Here is an 11242-nt window from a genome sequence, read left to right as displayed (position 1 = left end):
GTTTTTTTGGGTTGGGCAAAGGTCGTAACCGTGATCCCTGTGCTTGTCGAATGGCGCAGATGCAGGCAACATGTTGTTTACATTAACTCGTCGGATCAGTTCGCATATGGATTTGCAACGCTTCAAAGCCAATCTGGCGCTTCGGCTGTTTGCCTGGCGCTATATTCCCATCATCGGTTTTTGTGCCCCGATCATCGAAGAGATGAACGCCAAGGCGCTGCGCATTCGCATTCCCCTTGGCTGGCGTACCCGTAACCACCTGGGCAGCATGTATTTTGGCGCGCTGGCGACCGGCGCCGATCTGGTAGGTGGTCTGCTGGTGATGGAGAAGGGGCGGCAGCGGCGCAAGAAGGTGCACTTCGCCTTCAAGGATGTGCAGGGGGAGTTTTTGAAACGACCTGAGGGGGATGTGCAGTTCGACTGCGCAGCGGGGGAGGAGATTGACGCCATGATCGACGAATCGCTGGCGAGCGGTCAGCGCATCAATCGCCCCATCCGGGTGGTGGCCACCTGTCCGTCATTGAACGGGGATGAGGCGATGGCGCGTTTTGTGCTGACCCTGTCGATCAAGGCCAGCTAGCGGGTTGCCGGACAGTGGCTCCCCAAGACGGGATTAGCCAATCTCCGGGCTGACGCCCTCTTTCACCACGACCTTCATGCCGTTGAAGTTGACCACCTGTTCGGCCACGATCTTGCAGCGCTTGCGAGTCTCGACCTGACCGTCCACCTCGACCAGCCCTTCGGCAACGAGGGCTTTGGCGGCGCCGCCACAATCGGCCCACCCCTGATGTTTGATAAGGTCACACAAGGCAACGAAGGGGTGACCTTCGAGCAGAAACGTCTCCATGGGAAATCCTCTAGATGGATGAATGCCGGATACAGCAGGGCGACTATTTTAGGCAGTTCGCTCAGGCAAAGAAAGGAAGAGGGACTACTCGCTGTGAAAAAGTGGCCGATTGTTCTTGAGGTGGCGCTTTCGCAAGTCCTGATGGAGAGGTGAGAGGGCCAACCGTGACGTATCGTGACGCACCTCGTCCCTGCTGGTGTGCCCACACTCTCCCCTGACTGTTAGGATCGGGCCACTCTCTATGGCCCAAGGAACTTCCCATGACACTCTCCCGCCTGCTGCTGGCATGCAGCGCCCTTACTCTGTGCGGTGTCGCGCAGGCCAGTACTCCGGTGCAGGTCTCGTTGCCCGGGGTCAATTTGCCCGCGTCCCATCAGGTGGAAGGGGCGCGCGCCTCGCTGCTCTACGGTCGGACCGGTCAGGTGAAGGGCATTGATCTGCCGATCTTCGCCCTCTCCGATGTGGATCAGTTCAGCGGCCTGCAGCTCGGGGTATTCCTGGGTGCTGGTCGGGTGCGCCACCAGTTTGGCGGGGTCGCCATCAACGCCATCAACTGGCACGAAGGGCAGGATACCGGCGTCAATCTGGGGCTGGTCAACCTGACCAACAATGTACAGGGGCTTAACTGGGGGGCGGTCAATATCGCCAAGGGCAATGCGCTGGCCAACGTCGGCTTCGTCAACTATGCCGAGCGTACCACCTTCCAGATTGGCTTTATCAATGCGACCAAGCACCTCGATGGCTTGCAGATCGGGCTGGCCAACTATGCCGCCAACGGCGTGTTCCCCATTTTGCCGCTGGTGAACTTCCAGAAATCGTTCTGAGTGGGCGGTTCGCTTTGCGTTAAAGGCATCTGCTGATTACCCTGTGCCTCTTGCAACTTGTGACAGGCGAACAGAGGTAATTGATGACGGCAGGGCAGATGAGTGCAATCGGGATCGGCTGGGATGTGCGTGGCTGGCAGGGCAGTGCCCAGGCGGTGGCCGTGGTGGGCTGGCAGGCCTACTCCAACAGCCTGCACTGGCTCGGGGTGTCGCCGCTGTTTCGCCTGAGCTCGCGGGTGGCGCCGGATCTGGCCGCCCTGCTGCGTCCGGCCCTGCAAAACGAGCTGACCCAGGTGCAGGTAGAAGCCTGCCCGCAACTGGCGCTCGGTATCGATGCGCCGCTCGCCTTTCCCCGTGCCTTGCGGGATCTGCTCAACGGCCAGCCACACAGCTGCGCCGTGCCCGAGCGGGAGATAGACAACCACTACGCCTATCGCGACTGCGAGCGCTGGTTGTATCAGCAGTACGGCAAGAAGCCGCTGTCGGCCACCTTCGATCGGCTCGGCAACAACGCCACCCTGGCGCTCTCCATGCTGCCGCGGCTCTCGGATCTGCAACTGGTGCCGACCGTTGCCCCGAAGGCCAGTCGTGCCGTGCTGGAGGTCTATCCGGCATTGGCCAAAGTGGGCGGCAAGGCCTCCCCGGCACGGCCCGAGCTGGCGGCGCTGCTGCCTGCGGACGTGCAGGTCGGCACCGATCGCTACGATGCGGCGCTCTGCGCCCTGATGGCGCTGCAATATGCCGCTGGTGGCAAGGTGACGGTATTGCCTGAGCTGATTTCGCCACCCAGTGACATGCCGTGTGATGAGGGATGGGTCTATCACTTTGCCCGTCATGGCGTTGAGCACAACGGCATGTGACGACGGGGACGCGGCACATCATGGCGCTGCTCATCCTGTCGATGCGGGCCAAATGGCGCAAAAAACCTGTCTTTAGTCAGGAAATTGCCTGTTCATCCCGCGCCAAGGTGGCGCATCGTTATCTTCATCCGATATATTGCCCACCTTGCTGATCCTTTGCTGTGGTATTCCCGATGAAATCCGTTCTCTCTATTCAGTCCCACGTGGTCTTTGGTTGTGCTGGCAACAGCGCGGCCGTCTTCCCCATGCGCCGCCTCGGCATGGATGTATGGCCCATCAACACGGTGCAGTTTTCCAACCACACCCAATATGCCCAGGGGTGGCAGGGGATGGCGATGCCGGCGGGTCATATCAGTGCGCTGGTGAACGGATTGGGCAATATCGAGGTGTTGAGCCAGTGTAACGCCGTGCTGAGCGGTTACCTTGGCTCCGCCGAGCAGGGGGACGAGATCCTGACCGTGGTCAACGCCGTCAAGGCGGCCAACCCCGATGCCATCTACTTCTGCGACCCCGTGATGGGTCACCCGGAGAAGGGGTGTATCGTTGCTCCCGGCGTCACCCGTTTCCTGACCGAGCAGGCGCTGCCGGTGGCCGACATGATGGCCCCCAATCTGCTGGAGCTGGAGACCCTCTGCGACACTCATCTGGCGGATTTGGATCAAACCCGCGCCGCTGCCCATCAACTGCTGGCTCGCGGCGTCAAGCTGGTGCTGGTCAAGCATCTCGGTCGTGCGGCGCAGGACTCCAGCCGCTTCGAGATGCTGCTGGCCACCCCGCAAGGGGATTACCTGATTGCCCGTCCGCTTTATGACTTTGCCCGCCAGCCGGTGGGGGTGGGCGATCTTATCAGCGCCCTGATGCTGGCGAATTTGCTGGCCGGTCACGATGCGGTCAGCGCGTTCGAGCGCACCAACGCCTCGGTGGATGCGGTGCTGCAGGAGACCTGGCGCCAGCAGGCTTACGAGCTGCAACTGATCGCCGCGCAAGATGCGTTTGATTCGCCGAAGGTGGAGGTGCGAGCGGTGATACTGCCCTGATTGCTGCCATGTCTGAAGCAAAAGAGGTGAGCCATTGGCTCACCTCTTTTTTGTTTGTATCGCTCCCGGCTATGGGGTCAGCGGATCAACCCCTGCTCAACCAGCCAGGCAAAAAGCAGACGAGAGACGGGGGAGAGCTCATCGAGGTGAGAGCTATCGAGCCAGCGCAGCTCGGCAATTTCGGCCGAGGCGATTGGGGTGCCGCTCGCTTCGCCGGTGTAGCAGCGCAGTCGCACCTCGACTCCTGCCGGTTTGCCATCGGCCTGGGCGCTGAACTCGCAGGCAAAGCGCAGGGTATCGGGCTGCAGGGTGACAGCCAGCTCCTCCTCAATCTCGCGGATCAGCGCCGCCTCGTCGCTCTCACCCGGTTCCCGCTTGCCGCCGGGGATGTAGTAGATGGCTTTGCCGTGGGAGCGGGCGCAGAGCAGTTGCCGATCTTTAAAGGTGAGCCAGGCGAGTTTGTCGATCATCCGTTTTCTCTCCGATGGGGTTACCGTGATGAGCAGTGGCGCACTCAAGCGCACCGTTGTTTTGCATGCAGGCAGCCTAACAAAGATGAGGTTGAGTCCCAAGGAGAAAGAGGGGAGAGGCAGGAAACGCACTGTTTCCTGCGTGGTGACCAGCGTAGCTGGAAGAGTACGCAATGGCTGTTTCACCACAGCCTTCTCGTCCCTAAAAAAGTGGACTGGCGCACACCACGACAGGGCCGGACTGGGCGAAGGCGGGGCCCTTGTGGTTTAATCTTGCCACTTTAGCGGTAGTGGGCGACGGGCCTGCTACCTTGCGTGGTCAAGATGCAGGTGAGCAAGATGCAGATAGCAGCAGAGAGCAAATTTATCGGACTCGGGGTCGCGGGGAATTTCGCCGGTCATCTGGAGCAGGCGGGTGAAGCGTCGGATTTCGTGGCGGTAGTCGTGCGGGATACCACGGCGCCCAAGGCGCTGTTCCCCTTTTTCGTGCCGGGCCATCCGGGTCAGCTCGGGGTATTCCCGTTGAGCGACAAGGCTATCTTCCTGCCGGAGGCGGCGGTCAGTGGTGACGAGAAGGTGCAGATCGAGCCGGAAGTGGCCCTCTGGTGCGAGCTGGAGTATGCCGGCAAGCAGGTGGTAGCGATCCATCCCCGTGCCTTTGGCGCCTATAACGACTGCTCCATCCGTCGTCCCAATGCCAAGAAGATCAGCGAGAAGAAGAACTGGGGCGAAGAGAGCAAGGGGTTGGCGGCCAATCTGCTGCCGCTTTCCGGTTTTGCCGCCGGTTGCGAGCTCGATGACTATCGCATCGCTTGCTATCTGGAGCGCGATGGCGAGCTGCACGCTTACGGGGTAGACAGCGCCGCCATCGACTACAGCTACTTCCACGGCAAGCTGCTCGACTGGGCCATCGACAAGTTCAATCATCAGCAGGATGAGGGGCCGGCGGAGCACATTCAGGGACTGCTGGCGCAGGCGGGACATCCTCCCCATGCGCTCATCAGTATCGGTGCCACCCGCTATACCCCGTTTGGCGAGACCCACTTCCTCAAACCGGGCGACACCTCCTGCGTGGTGGTCTACCCGGGCAGCCGTTATAGCGAAGCGGATATTCGCGAAGCGATCCGCAGCCGCCACTTTGATGCTGATATGTCGGTGCTGCTGCAAGCGGTACAGGCGCGCTAATCAGGTTGGCTCGCGGGGAGGTCACAGTCATCCTGCGGGCTGCAACAAAGAGTCATTGATGAAGATTGATACTGCAACGCGGGCCGATTATCCGGCCCTGATCGCGCTGTGGGAGGCCTCGGTGCGGGTGTCCCACCACTTCCTGCCCGAGGCCGAGATCCTCGCGCTCAAGCCGCTTATTCTGGAGCACTACTTCGATGCGGTGACACTGCACTGTGCCCGCACAGAAGAGGGGCGTATTGCCGGTTTTTGCGGGCTATGCGATGGCAAGATAGAGATGCTGTTTGTGGCACCGGCGGTGCGCGGCAGTGGCGTGGGGCGTTTGCTGGTGGCACATGCCATCAGCCAGTGCGGCGCGACGCTGGTTGACGTCAACGAGCAGAACGAACAGGCGGTGGGCTTCTATCTGAAGATGGGATTCACCGTGACGGGCCGCTCGCCGCTGGATGGTCAGGGCAAGCCCTATCCGCTGCTACATATGGCGCTGGCGCCGACCTGATCGTGCCTGATGAGGCGCAGTACCCATAAACCAACGGGGGATGGCATCAGCCATCCCCCGTTTTTTGATAGTGTTTGTTACTTGCTGGCGACCTTGTTCACCACCTTGATCAGCTGATAGCGCAGGGAGGGGGCATCGGCTGGTACATCGGTGAGCTGCTCCTTGCTGACTGTGAGCTGATACCGGTAGCCCGGCTCGAACTGGAAACCTTCAATATTCTGGTAGAACAGCGTCCAGGGCTGCTGCTCATCACTGCGAACCTGCATGCACTGCATCGGGCCAACCCCGACGCAATCGACCAGCTGGCTGTTGATATAGAGGGTCTCACCCTGTTGGACCGTGGTGCCCTGACAGGCGGTGAGCAGCAGGACGGCGCTGGCAAGCAGAGGTTTCATAAGGGCTCCTTGAGCTGAAAAGGGCATTAAAGCGGCAAACAAAAAGGCGGTCAATGACCGCCTTTGTAACAAACCATGTTGATTCAGTTCATTAGCGTTGATCAAGCGGCGTGAAGTCCCGTTGCGGGTGGCCCACGTAGAGCTGGCGCGGGCGGCCGATCTTGCTATCCGGATCGGAGTGGAACTCGTTCCAGTGGGCAATCCAGCCGATGGTACGGGAGATGGCGAAGATCACGGTGAACATGTTCATCGGGATACCGATCGCCTTCATGATGATACCGGAGTAGAAGTCCACGTTCGGGTAGAGTTTCTTCTCGATGAAGTAGGGGTCGGAGAGCGCGATGCGCTCCAGCTCCATGGCCACGTCCAGCAGCGGATCCTTGATCTGCAGCTCGGTCAGTACTTCGTGGCAGGTTTCGCGCATCACGGTGGCACGAGGGTCATGGTTCTTGTAGACACGGTGACCGAAGCCCATCAGACGGAACGGATCGTTCTTGTCCTTGGCCTTGGCGATGTACTCGGGGATGCGATCCACCGAGCCTACTTCCTCCAGCATGCGCAGGCAGGCTTCGTTGGCACCACCATGGGCCGGACCCCACAGGGAGGCGATACCTGCGGCGATACAGGCAAACGGGTTGGCACCGGAGGAGCCAGCCAGACGGACGGTTGAGGTAGAGGCATTCTGCTCGTGATCCGCATGGAGGGTAAAGATGCGGTCCATGGCGCGTTCGACCACCGGATTGACCTTGTACTCCTCGGTCGGTACCGCAAACATCATATGCAGGAAGTTGCCTGCATAGGAGAGGGCGTTGCGCGGATGCATGAACGGCTGGCCGATGGAGTACTTGTAACACATGGCCGCCAGGGTCGGCATCTTGGAGATGAGGCGGAAGGCGCAGATCTCGCGGTGCTGTTCGTTGTTGATGTCCAAGGCGTCGTGATAGAAGGCAGAGAGTGCGCCCACCACACCACACATGATGGCCATGGGGTGGGAGTCACGACGGAAGCCGCGGAAGAAGAAGGCAATCTGCTCGTGCACCATGGTATGGCGGGTCACGGTACGCTGGAAATCGGCAAACTGTGCCTTGGTGGGCGCCTCGCCGTAGAGCAGGATATAGCAGACTTCGAGGTAGTTGGACTCTTTGGCCAACTGGGCGATGGGGTAGCCACGGTGCAGCAAGACACCCTGATCCCCGTCAATGTAGGTGATGGCAGATTTGCAAGAACCGGTCGCCATAAAGCCCGGGTCAAAGGTGAAATACCCTTGCCCACCCAGCTTTCTAACATCGACAACATCCGGTCCAACGGTTCCAGAGAGGATCGGCAGTTCAACCGGATCTTTCCCGGGCAGGTGTAGGGTGGCTATCTTATCAGCCATAGCACGTCTCCTTTGCTCTTTATAATTTGGTTCCAGTCCTACTCTATTACGACTTTTATGACGCTGGCAAAGGTTGTTACCCATACCGAGGTGGCTGGAGCGCCCTATTTGAAACAGAGTTCCCTATCAATGTCAATTTTGCTGGGGCGGCATTAAAGGCATTAACGGAATGTTAAATTAAATATGCGATCAAGTTTGCGGTTTTGTGTTTTCTTTGTAGCTGTTTGATTGTCTTCGGTTAAGGCCGTCGATATACTGCGCCACGTGGGTCATGGCTGCTGGTGTTTGAAACGCTTTGGCAAAGCCTGATGTGAAACCAAAAATTCGCGTTTTGGCTTTTTCAGAGTGTTTTGGTAACAAATAGCCAACAATCACCATCCCGTGCCCTCAAGTGTGAGTTAAAACAATAACTAACGTGCTCAATAGAGCTGAGTGGGCAAGCGTGAAAAACAAACAGAGACCGGTCAACCTCGACCTACAAACGATCAGCTTTCCTGTCACTGCCATCGCCTCCATCCTGCACCGTGTTTCAGGGGTTATTACCTTTGTTGCACTGGGCATCTTGCTGTGGATGCTTGGCACTTCACTCGCCTCTCCCGAAGGATTTGAGACCGTGGTGTCCATCATGGACAACTTCCTGGTCAAATTCGTATTGTGGGGGATCCTGACTGCGCTGGCTTACCACATTGTGGGCGGTTTGCGTCATCTGGTCATGGACATGGGCTATTGGGAAGAGCTGGAATCCGGTAATCAGAGTGCCCGTGTGGCCTTCGTGATCACCGCGATCCTGGCTGTATTAGCGGGAGTGCTTGTATGGTAACCAATTCTGCAACTTTCGGGCGCAGCGGCGTTCACGATTACATCCTGATCCGCGCCACCGCCCTCATCATGACCTGCTATGTCCTCTATCTGGTGAGTTTTGTCGCGTTCAACGACATCACCTACGAGGTGTGGACAGGTTTCTTCGCCAATACCTTCACCAAGGTATTCACCCTGTTGGCCCTGCTCTGCGTACTGATCCATGCCTGGATCGGTCTGTGGCAGGTGTTGACCGACTATATCAAGCCGGTAGGGCTGCGCGGGGCGCTGCAATTTGCCCTGGTCGTGGTGCTGTTTGTCTATCTGATGACGGGTTTCGTCGTGCTGTGGGGTGTGTAAGGTGACTATTCCAACTCGTGAATTTGATGCTGTGGTGATTGGTGCCGGTGGTGCCGGTATGCGCGCCGCGCTGCAGATTGCCCAGTCCGGCAAGAGCTGCGCTCTGTTGTCCAAGGTTTTTCCAACCCGTTCTCACACTGTTTCCGCTCAGGGCGGGATCACGGTTGCGCTGGGCAATGCCCACGACGACAACTGGCAGTGGCACATGTATGACACGGTAAAAGGTTCCGATTACATCGGTGATCAGGAAGCCATTGAATACATGTGCAAAACCGGTCCCGAGGCTATCTATGAGCTGGAGAACATGGGCTTGCCCTTCTCCCGTTTCGATAACGGGTCTGTCTACCAGCGTCCGTTTGGTGGTCAGTCCAAGAATTTCGGTGGCGAGCAGGCTGCTCGTACCGCAGCGGCCGCCGACCGTACCGGTCACGCCCTGCTGCACACCCTCTATCAGCAGAACGTCAAGAACAAGACCACCGTCTTCTCCGAGTGGTATGCGCTGGATCTGGTGAAAAACCAGGATGGCCACGTGGTGGGTTGTACCGCCATCGATATGGAGAGCGGTGAAGTCGTCTACTTCAAGGCCAAGGCCACCGTGCTGGCGACTGGCGGTGCCGGTCGTATCTACCAGTCCACCACCAATGCCCACATCAACACAGGTGACGGCGTCGGCATGGCGCTGCGTGCCGGCGTCGGCGTGCAGGACATGGAGATGTGGCAGTTCCACCCGACCGGTATCGCCGGGGCAGGGGTGCTGGTAACCGAAGGCTGCCGTGGTGAAGGCGGCTATCTGCTCAATAAAGATGGCGAGCGCTTCATGGAGCGTTACGCCCCGAACGCCAAGGACTTGGCCGGCCGCGACGTGGTGGCCCGCTCCATCATGATCGAGATCCGTGAAGGCCGTGGCTGCGACGGTCCCTGGGGCCCGCACATCAAGCTCAAGCTGGATCACCTCGGCAAAGAGGTGCTGGAATCCCGTCTGCCGGGGATCTGCGAGCTCTCTCGCACCTTCGCCCACGTGGATCCGGTCAAAGAGCCGATCCCGATCATCCCGACCTGCCACTACATGATGGGTGGCGTGCCGACCAACGTGAATGGCCAGTGCCTGACCCAGGACAAGAACGGCAACGATGTGCCGGTGGTCGGTCTGTTTGCGGTGGGCGAGATTGCCTGCGTCTCGGTGCACGGCGCCAACCGTCTGGGTGGCAACTCCCTGCTGGATCTGGTGGTGTTCGGCCGCGCGGCCGGCATGCATCTGGTCAACACTCTGGGCGAGATGGAACATGGTCGCGATGCCTCTGAGTCGGATCTGGATGCCGCACTGGCCCGCTTCAACCGCTGGGAAAATTGCCGTGACGGGGAAGACCCGGTGCAGATCCGCAAAGACCTGCAGCGCTGCATGCAGAACAACTTCTCCGTGTTCCGCGAAGGGGCTGCGATGGCAGAGGGGCTGGCCGAGCTCAAGGTTATCCGCGAGCGCCTCAAGTCAGCCCGTCTGGATGACACCTCCAAAGAGTTCAACACCCAGCGCATCGAGTGCCTGGAGCTGGACAACCTGATGGAGACGGCGTTTGCCACGGCGGTTGCCGCCAACTTCCGTACCGAGAGTCGCGGTGCTCACTGCCGCTTCGACTTCCCGGATCGCGACGATGAGAACTGGCTGTGCCACAGCCTCTATCATCCGGACACCGAGTCCATGACCCGTCGTGCTGTCAACATGTCACCCAAGACCCGTGAGGCGTTCCCGCCCAAGGTTCGGACTTACTGATTGCGGAGCCAGCCCTATGAACGTCACATTCTCTGTCTACAGATACAATCCGGATGTTGATAACGTCCCCCATATGAAGGATTATCATCTTGATATTCCTGAAGGTTCCGACATGATGGTGCTCGATGCACTGATCCAGTTGAAAGAGCTGGATCCCACGCTCGCCTTCCGCCGCTCCTGCCGCGAAGGGGTTTGTGGATCTGACGGTCTCAACATGAATGGCAAGAACGGTCTTGCCTGCATCACCCCGCTCTCCGATTTGCTGAAGAAGGGCAACAAGGTCGTTATCCGCCCCTTGCCCGGCCTGCCGGTGATCCGTGATCTGGTGATCGACATGACCCAGTTCTACACCCAGTGGGAGAAGGTCAAACCCTTCCTCATCAATGAAGACAAGTTGCCGCCGGTGCGTGAGCACCTGCAATCCCCCGAAGAGCGTGCCAAGCTGGATGGCCTGTACGAGTGTATTCTTTGTGCCTGCTGCTCCACCTCTTGCCCCTCCTTCTGGTGGAACCCCGACAAGTTCATCGGTCCGGCCGGGCTGCTTGCCGCCTACCGCTGGCTGGCTGACAGCCGCGACACCGCGACCACCGAACGGCTGGGTAATCTGGACGACGCCTTCAGCGTGTTCCGCTGCCACGGCATCATGAACTGCGTGAACGTCTGTCCGAAAGGCTTGAACCCGACCAAGGCGATTGGCCAGATCAAGTCGATGTTGCTCAATCGGGCTGTTTAGTATTTGGGCCGGTCCTGTGCTGGCCCGACTTCCGGATAGCCATCCCACCCGTGGCAGGATGGCTGTTTGAACCCTACAAGCTGCGTAG

At 59.1% G+C, this 11242-nt stretch carries 15 protein-coding genes; 10 read left to right on the top strand and 5 right to left on the bottom strand.

The genetic code is table 11. The features are described 5' to 3' along the window. Nucleotides 1-106 precede the first annotated feature (106 nt). A complete protein-coding gene (locus G5380_RS07850) occupies nucleotides 107-580 on the top strand; it encodes a DUF4442 domain-containing protein (RefSeq protein ID WP_421352616.1) in 474 nt (157 codons plus the stop codon). A 33-nt stretch (nucleotides 581-613) separates the two neighbouring features. On the opposite strand, the gene ybcJ is transcribed toward G5380_RS07850, so the two are convergent. Beyond that, a complete protein-coding gene (ybcJ, locus tag G5380_RS07845) occupies nucleotides 614-847 on the bottom strand; it encodes a ribosome-associated protein YbcJ (protein WP_005361116.1) in 234 nt (77 codons plus the stop codon). Between the two features lie 260 nt (nucleotides 848-1107). Here ybcJ and G5380_RS07840 point away from each other — a divergent pair, with 260 nt between their 5' ends. The 3 genes from G5380_RS07840 (at nucleotide 1108) to pdxY (ending at nucleotide 3568) form a co-directional block, all read left to right on the top strand. Next, complete coding sequence (locus G5380_RS07840) at nucleotides 1108-1671, top strand: VC2662 family protein (protein WP_005352548.1); 564 nt, start codon at nucleotides 1108-1110, stop codon at nucleotides 1669-1671. Nucleotides 1672-1754: 83 nt separating this feature from the next. Further along, entirely contained in the window at nucleotides 1755-2531 is a 777-nt protein-coding gene (locus G5380_RS07835; protein ID WP_421352615.1) for a DUF429 domain-containing protein, read from the top strand. A gap of 173 nt (nucleotides 2532-2704) precedes the next feature. Next, on the top strand, nucleotides 2705-3568 hold the full coding sequence (pdxY, locus tag G5380_RS07830) for a pyridoxal kinase PdxY (RefSeq protein WP_421352614.1): 864 nt from the start codon (nucleotides 2705-2707) through the stop codon (nucleotides 3566-3568). Nucleotides 3569-3645: 77 nt separating this feature from the next. Here pdxY and G5380_RS07825 read toward each other — a convergent pair whose 3' ends face one another. Continuing rightward, on the bottom strand, nucleotides 3646-4038 hold the full coding sequence (locus tag G5380_RS07825; RefSeq protein WP_216953461.1) for an NUDIX hydrolase: 393 nt from the start codon (nucleotides 4036-4038) through the stop codon (nucleotides 3646-3648). Nucleotides 4039-4377: 339 nt separating this feature from the next. Between G5380_RS07825 and G5380_RS07820 the strand changes: the two genes are divergently transcribed. Together G5380_RS07820 and G5380_RS07815 are read left to right on the top strand one after the other, a co-directional pair. Then, nucleotides 4378-5223, top strand: a complete 846-nt coding sequence (locus G5380_RS07820) for a DUF5718 family protein (protein ID WP_216953462.1) — start codon at nucleotides 4378-4380, stop codon at nucleotides 5221-5223. 58 nt (nucleotides 5224-5281) lie between these two features. Further along, entirely contained in the window at nucleotides 5282-5722 is a 441-nt protein-coding gene (locus G5380_RS07815) for an acetyltransferase (protein ID WP_421209265.1), read from the top strand. Nucleotides 5723-5799: 77 nt separating this feature from the next. On the opposite strand, the gene G5380_RS07810 is transcribed toward G5380_RS07815, so the two are convergent. The 3 genes from G5380_RS07810 to G5380_RS07800 form a co-directional block, all read right to left on the bottom strand. Then, entirely contained in the window at nucleotides 5800-6117 is a 318-nt protein-coding gene (locus G5380_RS07810) for a DUF4377 domain-containing protein (protein WP_216953464.1), read from the bottom strand. A 91-nt stretch (nucleotides 6118-6208) separates the two neighbouring features. Further along, nucleotides 6209-7495, bottom strand: a complete 1287-nt coding sequence (locus tag G5380_RS07805) for a citrate synthase (protein WP_005346116.1) — start codon at nucleotides 7493-7495, stop codon at nucleotides 6209-6211. 189 nt (nucleotides 7496-7684) lie between these two features. Further along, nucleotides 7685-7873 (bottom strand): hypothetical protein, encoded by a 189-nt coding sequence (locus G5380_RS07800; protein ID WP_216953465.1) that lies wholly within the window; start codon nucleotides 7871-7873, stop codon nucleotides 7685-7687. A 64-nt stretch (nucleotides 7874-7937) separates the two neighbouring features. Between G5380_RS07800 and sdhC the strand changes: the two genes are divergently transcribed. From sdhC to G5380_RS07780, 4 genes are read left to right on the top strand one after another with little or no spacing between them, the layout of a single operon-like run. Then, nucleotides 7938-8315 (top strand): succinate dehydrogenase cytochrome b556 subunit, encoded by a 378-nt coding sequence (gene sdhC / locus G5380_RS07795; protein WP_005346101.1) that lies wholly within the window; start codon nucleotides 7938-7940, stop codon nucleotides 8313-8315. Further along, on the top strand, nucleotides 8309-8653 hold the full coding sequence (gene sdhD / locus G5380_RS07790; protein WP_216953466.1) for a succinate dehydrogenase, hydrophobic membrane anchor protein: 345 nt from the start codon (nucleotides 8309-8311) through the stop codon (nucleotides 8651-8653). The genes sdhC and sdhD overlap by 7 nt, the downstream gene beginning before the upstream one ends. Before the next feature lies 1 nt (nucleotide 8654). Continuing rightward, the gene (gene sdhA, locus G5380_RS07785) at nucleotides 8655-10421 is read left to right on the top strand and encodes a succinate dehydrogenase flavoprotein subunit (RefSeq protein ID WP_013723668.1); all 1767 of its coding nucleotides are present in this window, start codon (nucleotides 8655-8657) and stop codon (nucleotides 10419-10421) included. A gap of 16 nt (nucleotides 10422-10437) precedes the next feature. Beyond that, complete coding sequence (locus G5380_RS07780) at nucleotides 10438-11154, top strand: succinate dehydrogenase iron-sulfur subunit (protein WP_216953467.1); 717 nt, start codon at nucleotides 10438-10440, stop codon at nucleotides 11152-11154. Nucleotides 11155-11242 lie beyond the last annotated feature (88 nt).

The sequence above is a fragment of the Aeromonas sp. 604443 genome (genome assembly GCF_049170315.1).
GTDB classification, from domain to species: domain Bacteria; phylum Pseudomonadota; class Gammaproteobacteria; order Enterobacterales; family Aeromonadaceae; genus Aeromonas; species Aeromonas veronii_A.
Note: the sequence above shows the minus strand (reverse complement) of the source record. Positions and strands in the feature narration are given on the sequence as shown.

Excerpts from the sequence above, each read along its gene's own strand:
- G5380_RS07840 (WP_005352548.1), top strand. The coding sequence starts at position 1,108 with ATGACACTCTCCCGCCTGCTGCTGGCATGCAGCGCCCTTACTCTGTGC.
- G5380_RS07815 (WP_421209265.1), top strand. The coding sequence starts at position 5,282 with ATGAAGATTGATACTGCAACGCGGGCCGATTATCCGGCCCTGATCGCG.
- G5380_RS07820 (WP_216953462.1), top strand. The coding sequence starts at position 4,378 with ATGCAGATAGCAGCAGAGAGCAAATTTATCGGACTCGGGGTCGCGGGG.
- G5380_RS07810 (WP_216953464.1), bottom strand. The coding sequence starts at position 6,117 with ATGAAACCTCTGCTTGCCAGCGCCGTCCTGCTGCTCACCGCCTGTCAG.
- G5380_RS07780 (WP_216953467.1), top strand. The coding sequence starts at position 10,438 with ATGAACGTCACATTCTCTGTCTACAGATACAATCCGGATGTTGATAAC.
- sdhD (WP_216953466.1), top strand. The coding sequence starts at position 8,309 with ATGGTAACCAATTCTGCAACTTTCGGGCGCAGCGGCGTTCACGATTAC.
- G5380_RS07835 (WP_421352615.1), top strand. The coding sequence starts at position 1,755 with ATGACGGCAGGGCAGATGAGTGCAATCGGGATCGGCTGGGATGTGCGT.
- G5380_RS07850 (WP_421352616.1), top strand. The coding sequence starts at position 107 with ATGGATTTGCAACGCTTCAAAGCCAATCTGGCGCTTCGGCTGTTTGCC.
- G5380_RS07805 (WP_005346116.1), bottom strand. The coding sequence starts at position 7,495 with ATGGCTGATAAGATAGCCACCCTACACCTGCCCGGGAAAGATCCGGTT.
- ybcJ (WP_005361116.1), bottom strand. The coding sequence starts at position 847 with ATGGAGACGTTTCTGCTCGAAGGTCACCCCTTCGTTGCCTTGTGTGAC.
- G5380_RS07825 (WP_216953461.1), bottom strand. The coding sequence starts at position 4,038 with ATGATCGACAAACTCGCCTGGCTCACCTTTAAAGATCGGCAACTGCTC.
- G5380_RS07800 (WP_216953465.1), bottom strand. The coding sequence starts at position 7,873 with ATGGTGATTGTTGGCTATTTGTTACCAAAACACTCTGAAAAAGCCAAA.
- pdxY (WP_421352614.1), top strand. The coding sequence starts at position 2,705 with ATGAAATCCGTTCTCTCTATTCAGTCCCACGTGGTCTTTGGTTGTGCT.